Origin of the sequence: Parabacteroides faecalis, from assembly GCF_022809355.1 — a bacterium.
In the GTDB taxonomy this organism is placed as follows: Bacteria; Bacteroidota; Bacteroidia; order Bacteroidales; family Tannerellaceae; genus Parabacteroides; species Parabacteroides faecalis.
In genome coordinates this window covers 1-22853 of record NZ_JAKZMM010000045.1, presented here as the reverse complement: position 1 = coordinate 22853, position 22853 = coordinate 1, and the positions used below count along the sequence as shown (strand labels likewise).

The following is a 22853-nucleotide window of genomic DNA, read 5'->3' as shown; positions in this document are numbered from 1 at the left end:
AATATGTAGATCTATTTCCTCTTTATCTGATACCAGAAACAAAACTATAAACATTTCCTGAAAAATCTACTGCAAACAAAGCATTTCCAGATACAGCTACACTCCCTAAAACTGGAGCTCCCATTGTATGTTTCCACAGCATACGACCTGTTTTTCGATCCAATCCATATAAATAACCATCAGAAGCACCTATATATACGACATCACCTACTAAAACAGGGCTACACTCAACAGGAGAAGCTGGATCTCCTAATGTTGGAACTGTATAAATCATAGCACGTCCTGTACGGAATCGCCACTTTTCCTCCAATGTTTCTCGATCTACTGCAATCACACCTTGTTCTGCTGTTCCAAAGATAATTTCCTGCTCTGTTATCAAGGGTACAGAAAGATTATGCAATGCAAAATCAAATGATTTACGAACAATTCGCTTTCCTGTTTTTGCTTCTACAACAGAAAGACTATTATCGGTATTAGATATATAATATGCTAATCCATTATACAAAGCAACAGGACTACCAAAACCGATTCCTTTACTCCATAACTTACGTCCTGTACGAGTATCATTCGCATATGTCGCTTCCCAAAAAGCATGACCTATAATCACACCATCCTGTACGGAAAAAGTTGAGACCGTCCCATGCTCCGTATCCCAATCTTTATTTTGCCAAATCAACTTTCCACTTTTCGCCTGAAACGCGCTCAATGTACGTCCGGTTCCGGCATAAAGGATTTCTCCATCCGTTACTAAACCATCGTTCAATGGGACCTGTTTATTCATTCTCAGATCTTTTTCCCAAACAAGATGTCCCGTTTCTGCATCTAAAGCGTATAACCATCCATTCACATCTTGGGCAAAAACGCATCCTTCCGCAGCAGCAATACTACTACGCACAGAGTGGCGTAATTTATATTTCCAGCGAATTGTACCTTGCCGAACATCCATACAAATCATTGAGGCCTCACCTTTTTCATTATCATCCATTGAAGCTATATACACATTTTCCTTATACACTAGCGGCGATGTAAAATAAATATTTGCCCCAACATTTTGTATCCAAGCCAATTGTAATGGAGTTTGGAAACCTTTATGTTGGTAAGGAACGTGACCAGATGTCTGTAGGAAATTAGTCCAATCAGCACCCAGCTTAATTGGTACAGATTGTGTTCTGTCATAACGGAAAGTTACATTCTTCACAGCCACTTCTCCATTTGCAAATTCTGAAATAACTTTCACTGTCACCAATTGTCCATTCAAATATTCAGGAAGCTTTATCTCTGCATACCATGAAAAATCCGTTTGTTGCTTTAACGGCAATTCTTTTCCACAAGGTTTTCCTTGAAAATAACAACAATAGGAGACTTTCTTCGTCGAAGATACTGCCGAATATGTATTTACTGACAAAGGAAGACTTCCATGAGAAGTGACCGTAGCCTTTCCATTATCAATAGAAGCTATTTGTAATGAATTGTAAATATACGGATATCGAATATCAGATTTTAAATCTCCTTTTGGATTGACTGTTAAAACTCGAAATGATGATGGAGAATGATCATACGAGCCTCTTATATTTCCAGGAGAACAAATCATTAATACATCAGAGTCATCATGATAATACATTCGATCATGATGCCAATGACCATAAATCCAAGCTCTTAAATTATAATTGGACAAATCTATATATCCTTTTTTTTCACTTCCAAACCGAAAATGGCCATCTGCACTCATTACACTGTGATTAAACGCAATAATAGGTTTCCCTTCAGAAACATACTTCAAATCATTCTTCAACCATTCACCAATACTTTCATTCGTATAAGTAGGTTTCCCATCACCATAAGCCATCGGCGTTACAATATAATGAATATTTCCTACTTCAAAAGAATAATATGTGGGTCCAAAATACTTCTCAAAAGATTCTTCTCCATATTTACCTTCGCCCAAATCATGGTTACCCACACAATAAAACATCTGAGATGTAGGCATATTCTCATTGTTCAGAAAGTCTTTATACGAAGCAAAACCTTCTCGAGCAACATCACCAGTATGAATCACAAAAGCGATATCCTCATTTTCAACGTACTCCCGTAAATGTTCTACGCTTAAAGCATATCCGTCCGAAGCCGTTCGATATTCATCAAACATATGCGTATCCGATATATGAATAAAACGATGAGTTCCATCCTTCTGTACGACCTTCGAATTTACCCGCTGCAACCCAAAATCATACGAAGTTTGTTCAGATTGGATTCGTTGATAATAAGTAAATGCCCGATAACCACTCGGTATCGTTATAAACACAAATCTCGCTTCAGTATACCCTGGTAACTCAAATCGTCCTTCCGCATCAGTCTGTACCACATTCAATCCATCAGAAACCGAAACTTTAGTTAAAGGCTGCTCACCTTCATCATATTGCTGATTTCCATTCCTATCTACATAAACATATCCACTATAAGAGGCTAATGCTTTTCCACATATTAAAAGGAATATTACTAGATGAAACCATTTCTTATCCATGCCTAATTTTCTCATTTCTATTCACTTACTATAATTAATCACACCATTTTACGGATACAAATCAAAAGACCTACCATTCCGTCTATTTAATCTTAAAATAGCTGTTAAAATAACATAGATCTAGTTCTTATCCATATTAATCTCACTAGATTTCAAAAACATACCTTCAATAGTAATTGTACCATATATATTTTACAGCCTCTCCTATCAACTCAGGTATTACTCCGATTTGCTTCTCAGAAACCTACTTAATATAGATCCTTCAGTATAAATACAACTTAAATGTTACAATAAAAATATCATTAATGATCAATCAATAAAAAGTACAGACTATTCTCTACATACTTTACTTAATAAAATTCTAAGAGTCAATAATAAACCCATGTTTTATTACATTGAGGAGCAGATACTGGATAACGAACTGTTTGAGTTGTAAATTTAGTTTCAATATAGTATTCCAATGTTCGATTCTCTCTATTTGGAATCTGTATCTCAAAATATCTATCTGTTTTTTTCTCCATCACCACTTTCTTGAATTTCTTTGTCCCTAATTCTCTGTAATAAAGAATCGGTTCTTTATCCATTTTATCAGAACCTAACACATGAAGTTTTAACGTATAGGCTTCTCCTTTTTCAAGCATACTTCGTTCATTCAAAACAAACATTCTTGGTGATCCTGAATATACTTCAGATAAACAAACTGTTGAGGGTAACTTTTCCCCTAAAATGGTTTCTATATCCTTATCATATTTGTTTAAGAAAGAGTATGTCTTACGAGTTTGTGATTCTAAATTGATAACAGTCCCCAATTCGCCTGTTGTATTTACTGTTTGAATCAAATACCCCAACATTTCTTCCCACAATCTGGATAACTGAATTCGAAGGGGTAATATCTGATCCGAAACAAAAGATTTTTGTTCTAAATGGGAATAATTAGACATTTCCTTCATCTTTTTATCTAATTCCCCCCGAACACATCCCAATTGCCCCATAGAACGTAAGTATTTAAATGTATTCAACCAATAATCGAATCGCTCCAAATTTCCTTTGCCTGAGATTCTATCACGTAAAATATTCAAGGAATCTACAAATGCATACTTTATAGATTCTTCTTGCCAGCTCTTTTCATTCGGATTAATAACACCTGGACCTGTTATCCAAGCGGCTGGGCGAGGCATCTTAAAATTTCGAAAACCCTCATTACCAACAGTTCCATCCACTGATTCAAATATTCGGGCAATCTCTTTCGCTGCTTCTTTACCAAACATAACTTGAGCATAATCCAAATAAAATGAAAAACAAGATAAATCCCGCTTTATTTCTGGGGCGTTACTTTCAAATTCATTTAAATCCGCTTCAAAATCTTTATATAAACCACCTCCAACGTCTATACAACGTCTATAAGGTTCTCCTTTTATTTGATTCACATCATCAGTCATACCTTCTATAATGAAAGCTGATAGGAAAGTCTCTCCTTTTAGGGGTTCAATATCAATATCCAAAGTAAAATCATCAACCCGAAAATCAGGTGATACCACCTGACAAACCGTATCACTACCCACCAACTTATAGACATCTATTCCTTGAAGTAGTTTTTCTCCTTCTAAAGCAATGTCAAACACACGTTTATCAGGTTCTTTATATTTTGTTTCACTAAACAAGAAAGTAACCCGATAATTTCCATTCGGAAGATTGATTCGATATCCCTTTATATCATATCTTTGAGTATTGTAAAGGTATTGATCTTCTGTTCCTTTTATATGTTTATAATAGTTCTGTCCTATTCCACCTTTTCGTAGGTCACTTTTTGTCAACTGAACCTGATATTCTTTACCCCAAAAAGGATTCCATTCTTTTTGTTCCCAACAACCTTGTGCATAGGCCATCAAATTAGGGGCTATTGAAGATGTTCTCCAAAAATTAGCATTGACTCCTTTACTTCCTGCTCCATAACTTTCAGCTAAATCACTACGCAAGCGTCCCACCCAAAACTGAGGAGTTGTCAACGCTGGATCATCCTCCATCCATAATATCGGGAAAGAAAAACGGTCTTCTGGCAATTGATGATAACCTAAGTCCAATCGTTCCTGACCGCATAATCTACTTAGTGATGAAATGAAATCTGTTTTAGGCAATACCGTATCAAACAGACATTTATTATCAGGTGGCCCAATCACCCAACCACTTACTCCAAAACCACAAGAAGGTAATACTTCGTTTAATGCTCTTCTGGCTATATTTATATCCGTTATTGTCGCTTCGACAGAAGCTTTTGTTGGAGTTCCCCACGTCCAACCTTCCGGAGACCATAACCAAAAATAATCCAACGGGTGTGCTCTTTTAATTCGAGTAAATATACCTTTATATAATTCGTAAACAGCCTCGTTGCTATCCGGATTTATTCCTTTTTGTTTTAAACGTTCCCGTACCGGACCCGGTATAGATATAGGGCTTTCTAAACCAACACAGAATTGAACTCCCAGGCTTTTCCCCAATGAAAACACCTGATCAAACAAATTCCCTGTTCGATTGAATACACCATTCATTTGCTCTGAATCTTTCGGCCATGGAATTCCACCTAATAAAGGACTCATGTATACTGAATCCGAAAATAACGAAGCTGCTCCACTACTGTAATCTCTCGTATTCATAGCAGAATATCCCCAAGAGGTACTTCTTGCAGTATTCGCCAAAGATGTCGGATAAGAATATGATACATCCCCATTGGGTAATACGTCTTCTGACAAACCTATCCAAACATTTGCCTCTACGTGAGGATATGTATGCAAAGAGAAAAAGTTCAACTTCATTTTTATCATCTGCGTTATACATGATTTATACATGTCTTCATCCCATAAATCTGGACCTTCCGGAAAATCATGAAATGGAAGTAATCCTCTTTTCTCAAATAAAGGTTTTCCTTTTATCTCGGGACAGTCGAATAAAGACTTGTTAAATTTTTCATCAGGCAATATATCTCCATGTAACGCAAAGCGTACACCTAAATGTTCAGCATAAGTATATACTCCATATAAAAGAGCAACTTCTGAACCTCCATGTATATATAAGTTTTCTTGTTGCTTATTTATCAAATACTCTTCCTGTCCTAAGGACACAGAATCTATTTGCAAACAAATCATGTATTTTTCATGCTTATTCGAAATTCCTTCTTCTACAGGTAATAGTTTATTACACCGCAACCAAATATATTTCTGCAATTCTTTTGCAGAATAAGTCATTACCCGTGACGGATTTTCTGGTAATTGTATCTTTTGAGGTTCCCCTGCTTGTATATAGAAAAAAGGAAGCAAGAGGAAAAAACTTATATAAATCAATTTCATATTCATTTACCTCTAATTGAAACATTAATATACTTTATAAACATCCCCTGTCACAGTCAATGGATAAAAAACACCTTCAGATTTATAAGGTTGTCCACCACCAATATAGACATCCACATGGCCAGCTTGTTGTAACAGTTCACCTTGCTGATTGACTAAAGCCAATTCTTTGGGAGATAATTCAAACATTACTTCTTTTGTTTCACCAGGTTGTAAAGAGACTCGTTTAAATCCTTTTAAGGCACAGATGGGCTGGCGTTTATTTTTATTTGCTTGGTGGGATACATACAATTGAACAACTTCATCTCCGGCCCGTTTCCCTGTGTTTGTCACATTCACTCTATAAAGGATTTTTTTCCCCGTACTCAATGTTGTATCAACCGAACATTCTGAGAAAGAGAAGGTCGTATAGCTAAGTCCATACCCGAACGGATATCTTACATCTCCTTTGAAATAACGATAAGTACGATTCTGCATCGAATAATCCTCGAATGGAGGTAAATCCTCATCGTTCATATACGTCGTCAGCGGCATACGACCTGAAGGATTATATTCTCCAAAAAGGATATCAATAATGGCATCGCCAGCCGATTGGCCTCCATACCAGCATTGCAAGATCGCATCCGCATTCCGACCTTCCCAATCAAAACTCATTACAGACCCTGACATATTGACAAGGATCAATGGTCTACCTGTCTTCTTCAATTCTTTCATCAATTCGATTTGAACAGGAGGAAGTTGTAATGTTGTACGATCACCACTGGCAAAACCGACATAACCGTCTGCACCAACATCACTCCCTTCCCCTTCATAATTGGCATTGATACCCGATACAAATAGAATAACATCCGCCTTTTTGGCTCTGGATGCTACTTCTTGAAATGATGGGGCCTCTTTTAAAGGACGAACAAAATCTACTCCTTGCATGTAATCTATTTCTGCTTTACCAGCCAAACGTTTCTTTAAGCTTTCCACAGGTGTGATGATTTCACTAGGCACACCATTGTAATTCCCTAACAATGTCTGTTCATTATTTGCATTCGGTCCAATAACTGCAATACGTTTCAATTTGTTGGGATTCAAGGGTAATATATGATTCTTGTTTTCTAACAAAACCATCGATTTACAAGCCATCTCATAGGCTTGTTGTTTATGTTCGGGACATTCTATGACAGTTCTGTTTATTGACATATATGGATGATCACTTTCCGGGTCAAATAGTCCAATTTTAAATAAAATCGTCAACAACCGCTTCAAAGAAACATTAATTGAACGTTCAGATATAATTCCCTGGTTAACACCTTGTTCCAGCAATTGGTACAAATCTCCACATTCCAAGTCAGTTCCCTTCAACACCGCATCACTTACAGCCTCAATATCGTTCGCATGGGTTTTATGATTATGAGCAAAATCTCTCAAGGCCCAGCAGTCTGATGTTACATAGCCCTTAAATCCCCATTGATTGCGAAGGATATCATGCAACAATTCATTATGTCCACAACAAGGCTGACCATCCAAACGATTATAGGCACACATCACACCATGTACGTTAGCCTCTGTCACCAATGCTTGAAATGCAGGCAAATACGTATCCCACAAATCGTATGCATCTACTTGGGCATTAAAAGAATGTCGATTATGCTCTGGTCCGCTATGAACTGCATAATGTTTGGCACAAGCTACAGATTTCAAATATTTTGGATCGTTTCCCTCAAGTCCACGAACCATAGCCATACCCATTTGCGAAGTAAGATAAGGATCTTCTCCATACGTCTCTTGCCCCCGCCCCCAACGCGGATCACGGAATATATTCACATTGGGAGTCCAATAAGTCAATCCTCTGTAACGGCTTCCCGTTTTATTTGTTTTAATGTCCTCATTAAATAAAGCTCTCCCTTCTGAAGAAATCATATCAGCCGTTTTTTGTAATCCCTCTACATCAAACGTAGCTGCCAATCCTATAGCCTGAGGAAATACCGTCATTTTCTCTTGTGTCCTGGCCACTCCATGTAATGCTTCGTTCCACCAATCATAAGCTGGCACTCCTAAACGTTCAATAGCCGGAGACTGATGTTTCATCATTTGTACTTTCTCTGACAATGTCAAACGTGAAATCAGGTCTTCAACACGTTCTTCTACTGGCAATGATGGATTTTGGAATGGATATTTGGAATCTTGTGCCTGAAATAAATAAACATTAAAAACTAAAATAAGTAACAAAAAAAATCTTTTCATATTCATATATCAATTCATAGAGACTATAGTTAAAACTATAGCCTCTATATGATTTACAATTTTACCACCCAGGATTTTGTTTCAAATTAGAATTAAGAACCAATTCTGATGTTGGTAATGGTAATAAATAATCCCTCTCTGGATTAAATTGATAACCATTGGGTAAAGACTGTTTATATGGATCAACATAACCTTCCTCATCCAATAAAATATCTTTATTCGGAACCATTTCCGGAAAATCAGATTGGTTGAAATAAACCCCCCTAGGTCGTTTATTCATAAATAATTCATGAGCTCGCCAACGTAATAAATCATCCAGACGATACCCCTCACAGGCCAATTCCACTCTACGTTCTCTTCTAATTTCATTCAATAAAGGAGATATTTCAGGAAATTGCCAATTAGGATCTTTTACAATTGCATCTATCTTTAAATCAGCCATACCTACACGTTGTCTAAGTAGATTTATCGTCTTATCTACATCTTCTTGTGTTAATTCTCCTAATTCTGCTTTGGCTTCAGCATAATTCAATAATGCTTCAGCATAACGGAATGCTATAGCACCAGTTTCTGCATTTTCCGTATCAACAGTATAAGGATCTGAGCCCTTTTTTAATTGGAAACCTGTAATACATTTATAAGCACCAGTCATATCAATGAACGGTTTTTCAAAATAAACTAACTCATCACCTGTTCCAATACGAAGATCTCCAGGAATCCACATGGTTTGAGCCAACCTAGGATCACGATTTTTTACAATAGAAAGAAGATCCTTGTCTGAAAAATCCAAATGTGCAGCTGTTGGTTTTCCATCTACACAAAGATAATCGTCTACCAAATCTTTACTGAGACCAAGTTGAGAACCTCTATATAGGAGATAATTCTGTGCACGATGTGTAAGTCCCAAAGCAACAGAATAGGTCCGAGCTAATATCACTTCTGGATTATCAGCAAAACTTACCTTATTAAACAATTGATAATAAGATGTTTTTGGATCTCCTGTCGTATATAAAGAAAATGCATTTTCTTTCATAATTTGTAAAGCTGCATCAGCCGCAATACGATAATACTTATCAAAATCTGGATTCTCAACACCAAAACGAGTCCCATTATGGTATTTCTCCCAAGAGGCTTCAAATAAAGCAACCCTTGATTTAAAAAGTAATGCGGCTTCTTTAGACAAACGCCCTTCCTCTACATCCTTTTTTAAAGGAATATATTCTATCGCTCGATCCAAATCAACCAACATAGAATCAACAATTACATTTCGCGGCACACGTGGATTATACAATTCTTCTGAATCTGTATTATACGGTTTATTTACCCAAGGTAAATCTCCAAATTTTGTCAAAAGAGAATAGTAGAAATAGGATCTGAAAAAGTAAGCTTCCCCTATAAAAGGTTGTGCTTCTTCCATCGATCCTTCTATATGTCCCAAATTAGCTAACATATAATTAACGGAACGAATATCCCCCCAATTCCATCCAGCATCGCTAGCATTACCAGGAATTGTCGTATAACCTGCTAAACGCGAATCATATGTTTCTGGAATTAAATTATCACTATTTTTATCTGTCCAAAAAGGACCAGCATCATATCCACCATAGCCAGGGAAAGCAGTATAAAATTGATTAACATATAATTCTAGATCTTTTGAAGTTTTAAAATAAACTTCACTACTAATTTTATCTAAAGGTTCTCTTTCCAAAAAAGAATCACAACTCACACAGAATGTTGCTATTCCTATTAAACAAATACTTATTTTATTTTTCATACTTTTAAATCTTATCAAAATGAAACATTTACACCAAATGAACAAACTAAAGACATAGGATACGATTTACCATCACCATAATTACCACCAGTGGCTTCAGGATCGATTCCATCCATTAATTTTGTAAAGGTTAATAAATTCTCTCCGCTAAAATAAAAGCGCAACCTATCAATTCCGGTATTCTGTAACAAATGCTTAGGAAGTGTATAACCTATTTGCAAATTCTTTAATCGCAAATAAGCGCCATTTTGGATAAAACGAGATTGAACTTGTTGATTTTTATCCACTTCACTTGTAGCATAAGGACGAGCAAAGAATGCATCTTGATTATCCTCTCTCCAATAATCCAAATTATGATCATGAACCGTAGTAAAAAACTTACTTCCTTGAAAACCAAAATAAGTCATTGAACCAATAAAGACATCACGCTTTCCAACACCTTGGAAAAATAGATTAAAATCAAAATCTTTATATATACCAGAAAAAGACAGACCATATAAGAAACGAGGTGTGTCATTTCCTATTACTTTTTTATCTCCAGGATTTACAGCAGTATTGTCTCCCCAGTCGATTTTGTTGTCACCATTCAAATCCTTATATTTCATATCTCCAGGATTCCATGTTGCATAAATTGCAGATTGATCCGGTGAGTTTTTAACATCTTCAGGACTAGTAAAGAATCCTTCTGTCACATATCCCCATATATCTCCTAATTTTTGTCCCTCATAATAAGTACTACTTGAGATAATTTTAGTTGGGTTATTATATTTTGTTACTTCAGTCTGATTATCCGATAGAGTACCTGTTATTGAATAACTGAAATCATCATTTACATGTTGTTTCCATGTTAAACTTAATTCAATACCTGTTGTCCTCAACGAAGCATTATTCATTTTTGGAGCATCTTTCCCTAACACAGCAGGAAGGGCTTCTGCGGGTCCAAACATATTAACAGTTTCACGCGTATACCAATCAAAACTTCCAGACAAACGATTATCCAAAAATGAAATATCACCTCCAACATTCAATGTTCGAGATTCTTCCCATGTTAAATTCCAACTTACTAAATCTGGAGTTTGCGTATAAATAGGTCTTGCACCATTAATAATATAAGACAGATTCGTTTTCACTGGAATTGTTTCATAAAACAAGTAATTAGGAACTTCCTGATTTCCTAAAGTACCATACGAAGCTCGTAGTTTAAACGTATTAACATAAGGTGATATAGGTTCCCAAAATTTTTCTCTATGCATATTATATGCACCTGAGAAAGAGGGGAAAAATCCCCATTGCTTTCCAGATCTAAATCGAGATGATCCATCATATCGGCCATTAAAAGAAAGCATATAACGATCATCAAATGAATAATTTAATCGAATAAAACTTCCTAAAGTGGACCATTCTGACATTTCATCTCTTAAGTCTGTCAAACCCGTTGCCGTACCAATAGAAGGGACTTCATCCGTTATCAAATCTCGTTTAGAACCAATTAAATTCTTTGTACTATTATATTCTATCTGTCCACCAACTAATGCATCAATATGATGTTTATTAAAATCTTTTGCATAACTAGCATATATATTACCAGTTGTGTACGTCACCGAAGACTGTTCTTCTTCTATTTTATTAAAGTTATTGGCATGATGTAAGTGTGTTGTTGTCCCATCTACATTACCTACATTAACTTTGGCAAAATGAGTATCTCTATCAGAACCTACGTAGTTATAAGTAAAATCGCCATTAATTTTTAAATCATCCAACACATTTATTTCAAAACTTGGAGTAATATAAACAGTTGTAGTTGACTCTTTTTCAGATCCTCCTTCAGACAAAATTTGCGCTACGTTACAAGATTCTGTAAAATCTCCATTAGGATTATATACTGGCAACGTAGGATACGCACGTGCCATCATATGATAATTCACAGTTCTATCTGTACCACCATAACCAACTGGTACATTTTTCTTACTATATGCAAATTTTGAATTCAGTTTAAACTTTAACCATTTTGTTAATTGAGTACTATTATTAACCGTAACATTATATCGTTTATAATTCTCGTCAAAGAAATTTAATTGTCCATCCTGTGATGTGTAACCTAAACCAGCATAATAATTGGATTTATCAGTAGCACCAGAAATAGATATATCATGGCTATTTTGAAAAGCCCAATCTTTATAATATACTTTTGTCCAATCAGTATTGGCATAAGTCTGATCGTACTCACCAAATTTATTGGGGCTAGTAGGATCTGGTAAAATACCCGCCATTGTTCCTCCTGAAGCTATATTTTGTTTAATCAACTCGACAACTTCATCAGAATACAATGGAGAGATTCCTGAATTCCTACACGACTCATTAACAGCATTAGCATAATCTAAAGCATTAGATGTTTTCTGAAGCATCGTAGGTGTTTTCCAACCAAAATTCGCATTGTACGAAATTTGAAATTTTTCTCCTTTTGATCCAGACTTTGTAGTTACTAAAATCACACCATAAGCTGCCCTAGCACCATAAATAGCTGCAGACGCAGCATCCTTTAATACAGATATATTTTCTATATCATTAGGATTCACTAATGATAAATCCATAGGAACTCCATCGACTAATACATAAGGTTTTCCTGATCCTTCAGTCAAAGAGCCAACTCCTCGGATATTCATATCCATTGGACTCCCAACTTCCCCTCCATAAGTATCCGACGCCGTAATATTTAAACCCGGAGTAATTCCTTGTAAAGCTTGAGTAACATTTGTAATAGGACGACTTTGTATTTCTTCAGAAGAAATAGAGGCTACCGCCCCCGTCAAATTCACTTTCTTCTGTGTTCCATACCCCACAACCACCAATTCATCTAAAGCTTCCGCATCTTCTTTCATGGTAATAGCCAAATTTGTCTGATTACCTACTTTTATTTCCTGATTGGCAAATCCAATGTAAGATACAACAAGGATGGCATTATTATCTGCTTCCAACGAGAAATTACCGTCCATATCAGTAATGGTTCCATTGGTAGTTCCCTTTACCATCACATTGGCGCCGATTACCGGCATGCCGGTAGCATCTACAATGGTTCCTTTTACCAGTTTGGATTGCTGGTTAGTAGTATTAGATGCTTGTTTCTTGATGATGATGTGTCCGTTACTGAAAGTCACTACACAATCTGTACCAGCCAGCAGTTGATTCATGGCTTGTTGCACGGTGGTTGCCTTCGGCATCTGTTTCACAATACGAGAATCATCGACATCCTGCGATCTGTAGTCGATGGAAAGATCCGTTTGCTTTTCGATTTGTTTGAAGACGCTTTTCAACGGAAGATTACTTCCGGTCAGTTTGACTTGTTGTTGTTGCGCGTAAGCGAATACGCTACATGTTGATAATGCTGTCACACACAGCAGCCGGGATATTTTTTTTCTACTCTCTCCTGGCATTAGATTTGATAAATTCATAAATTTGTACATTTGAAATTTTAGTATTAGAAATTTGATTGATTTCTCCTGTTCTGTTGAACGCAAAAGACTAGGGTTTCAAATACCGGAAAGGGAAGTTGGCCGCTATTCTTTCCGGTTTTTCTTTTTTTCATGATATCCTCCTTTTTTATTATTTGACAATGATATTATTTTCTTTAATTGCATACTGTATGCCCATCAGCTGATGCAGGATTTCCATGACATCCTCAATCGTTTCATCCGGGGCAAACTTCACATGATACAAATCGTTCCCATAACGGGTTACATTGTATTGGAACGTAACTCCGTATTTCTTTTCCAGCGTCGAAACGAGTTGCCAGAAAGGAACATCCTCGAAAATCAGATAGCCTTCGCGTGTCATCTTATACAAAGACAGATCTACCCGATTTCGTTGCACGCTATGATCTCGATGCGAATACACCAATTGCTCACTGGGCTTCAGTACATACGACTGCGTCGTTCCATCCTTCAGACTGACTTTCACACTACCTTCTTCCAACGTGGTAGTCGTATAATCTTCACCCGCATACGATTTTACAGTAAAAACAGTTCCCAAAGCTTGGACATCCACACCGGAAGTCTTGACGATAAACGGTTTCTTCTTGTTTTTATAAACCTGAAAAGAAGCTTCACCCGTCAGATAGATTGTACGGGAATCCATCTTCCGAAAATCCTTCGGATACAGCATGGTTGATCCGGCATTCACCCACACACGGGAACTATCCGGTAACTGAATTTCACGGGTCTCGCCATAAGGAACAAACAATTCAGCCATTTCAACCGACTGGCGTAACGTATGTTGCTCCGTTATCCAATAGGTTCCACCCACAGAAACCAAAAACAAAGTCACCACAGCAGCATATTTCAACCACATCAGCTGGATTTGCTTTTTCCGGTGGAAAGATGTACCCAGCTGAGATCGCAACCGATTCCAATCTTCCCACGTATCTGCTGATATCTCACCCGTTACTGTTTCCCAATGTTGCCGCAACAGATGTTCTTTAATCTCCTGATCTTGTTCCGCACGCAACCATTTTCCAAACAGGGCTTTCCCTTCTTTGGAAAAACGCTTCCCAACATATAGTTGGAATAACTTTTTAATTGATTCGTATGCTTCCATATTATCTGCTTTTATACGTTAGTAGGTTCAACCCCGAAACACACACAAGCCAAATGGAGATTTTTTTGTTAAAAAAACAACAACATCTATTTTTTCTTAATTGCTTTGATTTATGTTACTTTTACGTTACATTTGCAACATGCAGAAATATAGAACCATTATATCATATAAAAGTTATTTTGAAGACTTTGTAAGCCAACAACGGCCTAAAGTCATTAAGAAGATATTTCAAACTTTACGAATTATTGAACAAATAGAACGTATACCTTCTACTTATCTAAAATACATAGAAGGTACAGATGGACTATTTGAAATACGAATAATGTTTGGTAGTGATATATTTCGAATATTTTGTTTCTTTGACGAAGGGAAATTAATAGTCCTATTAAGTGGTTTTCAAAAGAAAACACAAAAAACACCTTCTGAAGAAATAAAAAGAGCCGAAAGACTAAAGAATGAGTATTTTAATGAAAAAAATTTGGAGGATCAAGAATGAAAAATATAAAAACATTATCAGAACTTGAAGATAAGTATATTGGGAAAAAAGGGACACCAGAAAGAACTGCTTATGAAAAGGAACTAGCAGATTTAATGATTGGCTACCAAGTTAAGAATGCAAGAATTAAACTAGATTTAACGCAAGAAGAATTAGCTGAACGCATTCATAAAAAAAGATCTTTTATATCTAGAGTAGAAAATGATGGAAGTAACCTGACTATCAAAACACTCCGTGAAATTGTAGAAAAAGGGCTTGGTGGAAAACTGAATATAGAGTTAAATATATAATTCCAATTCCTGTTCAAAATTCTCCAGTCTTTTTCTAAAAGCGTATTATCTGTAAAAGAAAAGGCAAAGTCTTTGGAAGGTTTCTAACGAGATTCATTATCGATTCCCGTAGCTTTCGTTTTTAATTCTAACGAGTTTCATTAAGGGATATTATCGAAACGTGAAGAGCAGCCATAAATATACGACCTTACGCAAGATGGCCAATGCAGCCGTCAGGTGATTCTCTACGGTTCGTTTGCTGATATGCAGACGGAGAGCTATTTCATCATTGGACAAGCCTTCTTCCCTGCTCATCCGATAAACTAATTGACGTTGGGGTGGCATTTGCTGAACAGCCGCTTGAATCATCGTCTGAAGCTCACGGGCAAACAATTGTTCTTCTTCCGACTCTGCTTCGGAGGCATTTTCCAAATATTCATGGGCATACTGTTCGATCACAGCCAGATGATCAAAGTAATCATATACTTTATAGCGGGCCATTTGATAAAGATAGGCAGAAATAGACTCCACCTGTGCCAGTTTCTCGCGGTCTTTCCAAATAGAGAGGAACATCTCTTGCGCCATGTCACGGCTTAATTCCGAATCATGCGTCAAACCCGTCAGGAAACAAACCAGCTTCGGCTGATATCGAAAGAATAACTGCTCGAATGCTTGGATATTTCCGGCTGCGATTTCTGTCAAGATATGTACTTCTGTTTTCTCCATAGGCCAACAAACCTACAAAAGAAGTAAATTTTTTCAGAAAAATGAAAATCTTTTCATAAGAAAAAAACGTCAGCTACTCGAAGTAATCGGAGTAACTGACGTTTTTCCTAATCAAGGTAATATATCCCCTTCGGCTTTGTTCTGTGGATCATAAACAGCCACGCCTACCATTGAATCGGCACAACCATAATATAAATACCATTTCCCTTTAAAGAAGACCAAGCCTTCAATAAAGACTGTTCCATCCACATACTGACCACTCTTTTCAAAGTCTGCCATAGGTCGGAAGAATGGAACATCCAATCGTCCGATCGCCTGATAAGGATGCTGAAGATCGAACAAGACCTGACCAGCGCTGTATGTACCGGCATTGAAGCGAGGATCCCGTTTCTCGTTGGTTTCGTTCTTTCCATTATATAATAAAAGAATACCATCTTCCGTAATCACTGCCGGAGGACCACATTCGGTCAAAGCACTGTCAAAGTATTTCTCCCGAGGATAAATAAGTCCAAGCAACTCGTTTTGATCATCCAACACCGGTTCCCAATGGATCAAGTCATCGGAAGTAGCAGCAGCCACCATGTGTTCTCCCCAATACATCAGATATTTCCCATTTACCTTAGCGATCGTTTGCTTACCATCCACCAGTTTTGTTACAATCGAACCGGACTTACAAGCCATATCTTTGAAACGCCCGTTATAAGCCTTGGCAAAAGCAGGCCCATGCTTTTCCCAAGTGAGCAAATCTTTGGAAGTTGCAACCGACAAACGGGGCACATCCCGATTCCAAGCGGTGTATAACATGACATAGAGTCCATCTTCCGTCATGGCTACACGCGGATCTTCACAACCACCCGGCCATTCAAATTCTTTGGCATTATCTTCTGCCGGATACATCACCGGTTTATCACGCCGGATCATCGTAATACCATCCGTACTCTCAGCCAAACCAATTCTGGAAGTACGCATACCAATGCCTTTAGCAGAATTATCTTCTGCCCGATACAACACACAGATCGTATCACCCTTCAGGGTAGCTGCCGGATTAAAGGTGTCACTTTCTTCCCAACCGACAGGTTCTTTCCGCATCGGACAGTTGAATTTACTTTCCGGCCGAGGTTGAATGATCGGATTCACGCCTTCCGGTCTCACAAAACCACCCAATGCCCATTCAGGCAATACATTACTCTTCGTCGAAGACGCCGTGACCTGATTTGTTTCAGCCTTTTTCCCTGAGCACGAAAGAAAAAAGGCCTCCAAACAAACCAAAGCCATTAAACAGATTTGTTTCAAATGTCTCTTCATTTTTCTATCATCTTAAATAAAATGACTATTACGTTAATTGGTGTACAAGAAACGCAAAAAAACAGAGATAGAGAAATAAAATCCGAATTATTTAGCAATCCATTACGGAAGTTTCGATCCAATCTTATCAAAAGGCAACTGAGGGAAACCCGGAATATACTTGAATAGATCAGCATCAGCCTTGAATCCCTCTAATGGATTGTCAGGATTGACAAAACCCGGATCTTCATTGGTTATCCAGTTATTCCGAAACTCGGCCCATTGAGTCTCTCCATGGACCACATTACCAATACGATAGAAGAGATTACTTTCAATCAGATTTCCATGTGGATAAGCCGGATCTTCCTGCCAATAGTTTACCAATTTCGGATAAGCCTTGCTATAAGGAGGTTCGGTATGACGAACTTTCTTCAAACGCTGATCAATGATTCCATCCGGAGCCACCATTCCTGTACCCCAATTCTGCATACGATTATCCAAATGAATGGCACAGGGTGAATCAATAAATAAATTATGATGATAATGGTTATAATGTCCACCACCGATCAATACGGGTAAAGAACCGGCATTGTGATAAATATTACCATAGACTTCACCACCACAAGCACCATCATCATGATAAGTAGCCGTTACCCGATGACGCGGACTTAACTTATGAAAATAACAATACCGAATGACATTGCCTTGCTCAGACGGATCACGTCCGTAATAAATCGCCCCTTGATCATCCACTTCGCCACAAACATTCGTAATCTTACAATATTCTATCACATGGTTATTCCCATGAAACAGAATTGCCATACTGGGCGCATTATAAATGTCACACTGAGAAACCCGGTTTCCTACTCCATCGATCCACACGCCCGGACGATATGATTTCTCAATTCGGTTAAAATCATGTATCCGACAATTCTCCACAAAGTTATTTGCCGGAGTCAATGAAGCCCGATCGCCTCCACCCAAACTAACACCGCCTGCACCGACATGGTATATATAACAATCCACTACGCCATTATCCGTTCCTGCCTGTCGATTGAACAAGACATCCTGATATACTTTTCCTAACAAATCACCCACAACACGCGATGTCGGTACTCCACCAGCTTCTGCAGCATGAGGTTTCAAGGTCGTTTTATCAGGAGTCAATGTACCTTTTCCCATTGATACAGCCACACCACCCATATTCCGGATCGTACATCCCTGAATACGCACATGTTTGGTATCCTCCAAATAGATACCGATATACCGTCCATATTCAAATGTCAGATTTTCCAATGTTACATCCGAACAATGCTCCAAAGCCACCAAAGGTTCATCCAACACCGATACATGCAATGATGTGAGTGCATCTTTCGGATATGCATACATCTTGCCTTCTTCCTCATCGATCACATATTCGCCTGGTAAATCCAATTCTTCCAATAAGTTCAACGCATACCAACGTTGCCAGTCTGCTCCCGTCATAAAGCCATAGACCGTTTGCATCGCCGGATGGATTGTCCTATCCGAAGGATCAATCTTTTCAACAGGTATCATATCATCCGCATACCCATGGGCGAAATATCCTCCAATCCAGAACTTCCCGGCATTTTTCCAAGCAGACGGGCGATCTTCATTATAACAGAATACCGGCAACTCTGCCTCTGCCACATGTTCTCCGGTTCCTGCCTTCAATACTTTCCCGATCAAGACAGTCGAATCATTCGGCCAACGGGCAATCTGCAAAGGCTGTTCGTTCATGAACAATTCGGTCCAAGCTGCACTACTGGGACGACCAAAACCCGACGGACGCAATCCATGCACATCAATTCCCAACTTCCGTAAATCCAATTCGCGTACAACGGAACTCACCTGAGGCTGCAACCGAGCCTTCACATCCGGATTCGAAACCTTCTTCAAACGACTCAAAGCGATTGTCCGACCACCCGAAACAGAAACGGCTTCCTTTCCATAAGGTTTTATCCGCAGAGAAGCATACAAACCTTTTCCTATTCCCACCGTCCTATCCAGCTCATAAGCACCGCCACGCAATACAATCTCTACATCTGCATCCTTTTTCTGACTAGCCTTATCAACGGCCGCCTGAATCGTTCGTAGCGGTTTCTTCAAGGTTCCTTCTGCTTTATCGTTTCCTCGCGGAGAAACATAGATTTGTGTTTGAGCCAAAGAACATACACATATCCAAAAGGATAAAAAACTTACTCCTACAATCTTCTTCATATACTGTTTCTTTATTCCTCATAAAAGTAATTGTAAAGATAACAGTAAACTTCGAAAAGTTCAAATTATTTTTCTCATAGCAACATATATCCCCATCAGTATTCATTCTATAAACTTATTCTGAAGGTAAATAAAAGTCAAAATCACCATTCCGATCACAAACTAAAGTGCCATCCTGATAGATCAATGGTGCAACTTGTATAGAAGAACGCCTTAATTCATAAGGCAATACGCCATTTGAATCAATGGGAGATTCAGTATGAGATTTTCGCCCAGGGTGAGTAAAATAGAACACATAGGCACGATTCGCTACGACCAAAACATCAGCATGGGCCCCACTCGGTTTATCTTCAGGCCTAGAACTTGGTCCATCCAAAATAAGCCCCTGTTTTTCCCAATGCTCAAGATCTTCTGATTTATACAAACGAAGTCCTCTCCATTCATCCGTCAACATCCAATAATAACCTGAAAAGTAAAAGATATTTGGCCCTTCATGAGCATCTCCGCCTATAGCCAATTTAGGCTTTGACCAATTATATAAATCCGAACTTTCTGCAACAAAAGTATGCGCACCAGAGGATTCATCTTTATACCAGATAAGCCATTTTCCATCTGACTTTTGACAAAGAGCTGCGTCAATAACAGCTCCAGAAGACAAATTCAACAATCCTTCATATTTCCAATCCCATAAATTGGAACTAACATAATGAGCAATGTAGGCAGTTCCTCCCCAATGATTTCTCACTCCTTGTATATAAGACACAAACATATGGTATTTACCATTCTGACATACAACTTCTGGCGCCCAAAATGTATTATGTCCTTTCTCAAATTCCAAATCCAAAGTTCCACGATATACCCACGTTTGTCCATGATCTGTCGATTCGGCCACACCAATTTGAGTTCCATAACAATACGCGACATCCGCTGCATCCAAATTAGCTCGGCGCTGCGTATATAACATCCACCAACATTTATCTACATGATTCCATACAACTACAGGATCAGCTGCCCCGTCAGTCACCGGATCACGATACAAAGGAGCCGGAGCAACATGAACGGATTGAGCAAACAAAGATACCAGCGATTCACTCGTAAGCAAAAAACAAAAACAAATTATATATAGATATTTCATATTATTCATTGTAATAAAACTACATTTCAGGTTGTTTTCCAAATATCTCTCTTAATTTCTGAATATCAAACTTAGGTCGGCGATCATAATAATAAAGGCCATTTTGTTCCAGCTCCACATCCGTCAATTGCGTATAACAATAACCTCCGATAAAAGGATACATCTTTAGAACCACATTCACCAAAGAAGCAACCTTCTTATAATATTCTTCTTCCGTTGCTGATCCTCCATATCCCCAACCTCCTTGATTCGTATTGAAAGAGACACCGCCAAACTCATCAAACAAATAGGGACATGAGCCATCATAAACAAACCAACGTGTTTCATGATTGTCAAACCGGAAATTTGAACCCGTGTTATACAAAACACGAGGATCTTCATTAAAACGATGCCCAGGGAATAATTTCCCTTCATTCCATAAATCTTTATACAAAGAAACAGAATCTTGATTATACAGATGCGACGATACAATATCGGTCTTATAATGCGTACCACCTGAATTAGTTAACACCGGACGTGTCGGATCAGCCAATTTTGTCGCATCATAGAGTTGTGCCGAGAAACGAGGGAAATAAACTTTATCCACGTTATTTTGCTCGTTTAAGGGAACCCACATGATAATGGACGGATGATTCCGATCTCGTTTCACCACCTCCAACCATTCCGGCATAAAGATCGATCCGGCAATAGGAAGATTATAATCTAGTCCCCAACTATTCATCTCTCCACAAGTAAGATAGCCCAACTTATCTGCCCAATAATGGAAACGTTCTTCAAACACCTTCTGATGTAAACGGGCTCCATTAAAACCAATAGCCTTCGACAACAATATATCATTCTTTAGAGCCGAATCGGAAGGAGCTGTCCACTGGCTTTCCGGATAATAGCCCTGATCTAACACCATCCTTAAATAATAAGGCTCATTATTCAAGTACAACAGATTCCCTTCTGCATGAATTTTACGCATTCCTACATACGAATGAACCTGATCTATCACATTCCCTTGTTCATCCAGTACTTCATAATCTAAATCATAGAGAAAAGGAGATTCCGGGCTCCACAGTTTTGCCTTTTTCACCGGTAAAATCAGCGGAGTACTTTCCGAAGCCATAATCGTCTTTTGAACAACAACCTTTTCTCTATCTCGCAAGATAGCCCGTAATCTTGTACCACCTAAACTATAAAACATCGGATTAACGATTACTTGAGCATTGTCTACATCAGTAATCACCTGTACTGATTTTAAAGCTTTGGGATGAACAGCTTCCATCCAAACAGTCTGCCAAATTCCTGTCGTTCTCGTATAATTACAACCATAAGAGGAATAATGCGTTGATTGCTTTCCCACGGGCTGAATTCTATTCCTCAAGTCACTCTTGACGTATAGAACAAGAGAATGTTGATTTCCCGGTTTGACAAAATCCGTTAAATCCACTGAGAAAGAAGAACTACCACCAAAATGACGATCTACGAACTTCCCATCCACATAAATTTCAGATTCATAATAGACACCACCGAAGTTCAGCAGGATTTTCTTCTCTGACCATTCTGCCGGTATCTGGATATTCCGTTGATACCACAAATGTTCTATGAAGTCCGTATATCCTACTCCCGACAACTTACTTTCTGGTGAGAAGGGGACCAAAATATTACCTTCAAAACCTTTGGATTCTTTAAAATTCCGTTCTATGCCTGTTCCACTCGGATCTATCTGATAACTCCAGGTCCCATTCAAATTGATCCATTCCGTTCGTTCAAATTGTGGACGAGGATATTCCTCACGCGGAACTGACGCAAACAATAAAAACGCTGAAATACTCAAAACCCATGTCAAAACTATTTTTCTCATCCTTGTTCTCTCCTATTTAATCAAAAAATAATCAATTCCCAATTGACCTGCTTTCTTACATACAAATTGTATATCCAATGCATTATTAACAGGTTTATGTACTCCCAAATCAATCGTTGTTACAGCTGAATGTTCCGATAGTAAATTTACCGTCCTTACCAAAGTCCCGTTTACAAGAATATCAAATTCACCACACGCATTTCCCGTAATCAGACAAACCTTTAATGGCATATCATTAAACAACTCCGTCAGACGGACATTTACCGGCTTACCTTCTTGGGTAAACCTAAAATCCGCAACTATCATCCAATACACGATTAAGGGTAGATTTATGAGTCGTTAGTAGCAGCTTTCAGTAAAAAGCAACAGCACAACATCAATATGTAGCCACC

The 22853-nt window shown here is 38.1% G+C and carries 14 protein-coding genes; 2 read left to right on the top strand and 12 right to left on the bottom strand.

From position 1 onward, the window contains the following. Nucleotides 1-22: 22 nt before the first annotated feature. From MUN53_RS14805 to MUN53_RS14780, 6 genes are all read right to left on the bottom strand, one after another. Nucleotides 23-2536, bottom strand: a complete 2514-nt coding sequence (locus MUN53_RS14805; protein ID WP_243326296.1) for an outer membrane protein assembly factor BamB family protein — start codon at nt 2534-2536, stop codon at nt 23-25. Nucleotides 2537-2889: 353 nt separating this feature from the next. Further along, the gene (locus MUN53_RS14800) at nt 2890-5862 is read right to left on the bottom strand and encodes a malectin domain-containing carbohydrate-binding protein (protein ID WP_243326295.1); all 2973 of its coding nucleotides are present in this window, start codon (nt 5860-5862) and stop codon (nt 2890-2892) included. 24 nt (nt 5863-5886) lie between these two features. Further along, a complete protein-coding gene (locus tag MUN53_RS14795) occupies nt 5887-8103 on the bottom strand; it encodes a glycoside hydrolase family 3 C-terminal domain-containing protein (protein ID WP_394803092.1) in 2217 nt (738 codons plus the stop codon). Nucleotides 8104-8158: 55 nt separating this feature from the next. Continuing rightward, entirely contained in the window at nt 8159-9871 is a 1713-nt protein-coding gene (locus MUN53_RS14790) for a RagB/SusD family nutrient uptake outer membrane protein (RefSeq protein ID WP_243326293.1), read from the bottom strand. 14 nt (nt 9872-9885) lie between these two features. Next, nucleotides 9886-13386 (bottom strand): TonB-dependent receptor, encoded by a 3501-nt coding sequence (locus tag MUN53_RS14785; protein WP_243326292.1) that lies wholly within the window; start codon nt 13384-13386, stop codon nt 9886-9888. A gap of 85 nt (nt 13387-13471) precedes the next feature. Then, complete coding sequence (locus MUN53_RS14780; protein ID WP_243326291.1) at nt 13472-14461, bottom strand: FecR family protein; 990 nt, start codon at nt 14459-14461, stop codon at nt 13472-13474. 112 nt (nt 14462-14573) lie between these two features. On the opposite strand from MUN53_RS14780, the gene MUN53_RS14775 reads away from it, so the two are divergent. Then, entirely contained in the window at nt 14574-14957 is a 384-nt protein-coding gene (locus tag MUN53_RS14775; RefSeq protein ID WP_243326290.1) for a type II toxin-antitoxin system RelE/ParE family toxin, read from the top strand. Continuing rightward, nucleotides 14954-15247 carry a helix-turn-helix domain-containing protein gene (locus MUN53_RS14770; protein ID WP_243326289.1) on the top strand — a complete coding sequence of 98 codons (294 nt, stop codon included), beginning with the start codon at nt 14954-14956 and terminating at the stop codon, nt 15245-15247. Before MUN53_RS14775 ends, MUN53_RS14770 begins: the two co-directional genes overlap by 4 nt. A 150-nt stretch (nt 15248-15397) precedes the next feature. Here the strand turns inward: MUN53_RS14770 and MUN53_RS14765 are convergent, their stop codons facing one another. From MUN53_RS14765 to MUN53_RS14740, 6 genes are all read right to left on the bottom strand, one after another. Then, the gene (locus MUN53_RS14765) at nt 15398-15952 is read right to left on the bottom strand and encodes an RNA polymerase sigma-70 factor (RefSeq protein ID WP_243326288.1); all 555 of its coding nucleotides are present in this window, start codon (nt 15950-15952) and stop codon (nt 15398-15400) included. 111 nt (nt 15953-16063) lie between these two features. Beyond that, nucleotides 16064-17257, bottom strand: a complete 1194-nt coding sequence (locus tag MUN53_RS14760; RefSeq protein ID WP_243326287.1) for a glycoside hydrolase family 130 protein — start codon at nt 17255-17257, stop codon at nt 16064-16066. 102 nt (nt 17258-17359) lie between these two features. Continuing rightward, on the bottom strand, nt 17360-19477 hold the full coding sequence (locus tag MUN53_RS14755; RefSeq protein ID WP_243326286.1) for a right-handed parallel beta-helix repeat-containing protein: 2118 nt from the start codon (nt 19475-19477) through the stop codon (nt 17360-17362). Nucleotides 19478-19592: 115 nt separating this feature from the next. After that, entirely contained in the window at nt 19593-20612 is a 1020-nt protein-coding gene (locus MUN53_RS14750; RefSeq protein WP_243326285.1) for a glycoside hydrolase family protein, read from the bottom strand. A 19-nt stretch (nt 20613-20631) separates the two neighbouring features. Continuing rightward, nucleotides 20632-22461 carry a glycoside hydrolase family 2 protein gene (locus MUN53_RS14745; RefSeq protein WP_243326284.1) on the bottom strand — a complete coding sequence of 610 codons (1830 nt, stop codon included), beginning with the start codon at nt 22459-22461 and terminating at the stop codon, nt 20632-20634. Nucleotides 22462-22473: 12 nt separating this feature from the next. After that, nucleotides 22474-22767, bottom strand: coding sequence for a hypothetical protein (locus MUN53_RS14740; RefSeq protein ID WP_243326283.1), 294 nt, complete (start codon nt 22765-22767; stop codon nt 22474-22476). Nucleotides 22768-22853 lie beyond the last annotated feature (86 nt).

Excerpts from the sequence above, each read along its gene's own strand:
- MUN53_RS14780 (WP_243326291.1), bottom strand. The coding sequence starts at position 14,461 with ATGGAAGCATACGAATCAATTAAAAAGTTATTCCAACTATATGTTGGG.
- MUN53_RS14755 (WP_243326286.1), bottom strand. The coding sequence starts at position 19,477 with ATGAAGAAGATTGTAGGAGTAAGTTTTTTATCCTTTTGGATATGTGTA.
- MUN53_RS14800 (WP_243326295.1), bottom strand. The coding sequence starts at position 5,862 with ATGAAATTGATTTATATAAGTTTTTTCCTCTTGCTTCCTTTTTTCTAT.
- MUN53_RS14760 (WP_243326287.1), bottom strand. The coding sequence starts at position 17,257 with ATGAAGAGACATTTGAAACAAATCTGTTTAATGGCTTTGGTTTGTTTG.
- MUN53_RS14750 (WP_243326285.1), bottom strand. The coding sequence starts at position 20,612 with ATGAAATATCTATATATAATTTGTTTTTGTTTTTTGCTTACGAGTGAA.
- MUN53_RS14740 (WP_243326283.1), bottom strand. The coding sequence starts at position 22,767 with ATGATAGTTGCGGATTTTAGGTTTACCCAAGAAGGTAAGCCGGTAAAT.
- MUN53_RS14745 (WP_243326284.1), bottom strand. The coding sequence starts at position 22,461 with ATGAGAAAAATAGTTTTGACATGGGTTTTGAGTATTTCAGCGTTTTTA.
- MUN53_RS14790 (WP_243326293.1), bottom strand. The coding sequence starts at position 9,871 with ATGAAAAATAAAATAAGTATTTGTTTAATAGGAATAGCAACATTCTGT.
- MUN53_RS14765 (WP_243326288.1), bottom strand. The coding sequence starts at position 15,952 with ATGGAGAAAACAGAAGTACATATCTTGACAGAAATCGCAGCCGGAAAT.
- MUN53_RS14770 (WP_243326289.1), top strand. The coding sequence starts at position 14,954 with ATGAAAAATATAAAAACATTATCAGAACTTGAAGATAAGTATATTGGG.
- MUN53_RS14805 (WP_243326296.1), bottom strand. The coding sequence starts at position 2,536 with ATGAGAAAATTAGGCATGGATAAGAAATGGTTTCATCTAGTAATATTC.
- MUN53_RS14795 (WP_394803092.1), bottom strand. The coding sequence starts at position 8,103 with ATGAATATGAAAAGATTTTTTTTGTTACTTATTTTAGTTTTTAATGTT.
- MUN53_RS14775 (WP_243326290.1), top strand. The coding sequence starts at position 14,574 with ATGTTACTTTTACGTTACATTTGCAACATGCAGAAATATAGAACCATT.